Source organism: Vibrio sp. 1078-1, from assembly GCF_033340475.1.
This window is the reverse complement of sequence record NZ_JAWOWM010000557.1, coordinates 1-608: the sequence shown is the minus strand read 5'-3', so window position 1 is coordinate 608 and position 608 is coordinate 1. Positions and strand designations below refer to the sequence as shown.

At 47.9% G+C, this 608-nt stretch carries 1 pseudogene; it reads right to left on the bottom strand.

Annotated elements, in window-relative coordinates:
- Nucleotides 1–33: 33 nt before the first annotated feature.
- Nucleotides 34–608: pseudogene (locus tag R7190_RS28765) on the bottom strand (bifunctional glutamine synthetase adenylyltransferase/deadenyltransferase); the annotation flags it as partial.

The following is a 608-nucleotide window of genomic DNA, read 5'->3' as shown; positions in this document are numbered from 1 at the left end:
ACCGGCAGGGAAAACGCGCACTCCAGCGCGCTAGCTATCGAGTGGAATTGGGTTGTACAGTTGTTGAGGATCTATCAACTCATCCAGAAGGATTGGATAACGAGACAACTGTTCGGAAATCATTGGACTTGCGGTACACAAGCGCACTAACTGCACCAATGCGGCAGGGTGTTCATCCAACAATTCTAAGTACGTCGTGCGCGTGCAAATATTGTGCAGTAAGTGCAGTACTCGCGGTAAACCAAACTGTGCATCAGGGTGGGCAAACACCGCGTCAAACACTTTTGGCATCAAGCGGTTTAAGACTTCTCGCCCACGGGGGCCGAGCGTTTTCTTGGCCAAGTCGGCTTTAAAGTTGATGATAGCTTTAGAGAATATGGCTGGCTCTTCAACTTGAATGTCCTGCTCTAAAATCAGCTCTAGCACATCTTGTTTATTGGCCATATCCCATAATTCATGGAAATGACGAGCAATCGTGCTGCCCTCATCTTCTTCGTCGTCACCAATCAAGGTTTCAAATACTTGATGCACTTTGTTCATGTGCTGCTGAGTTTGTTCGATGAGCAGCTCCCACGACTCTAGCTGCATCGCAGTTGCCAGTTTTAAAC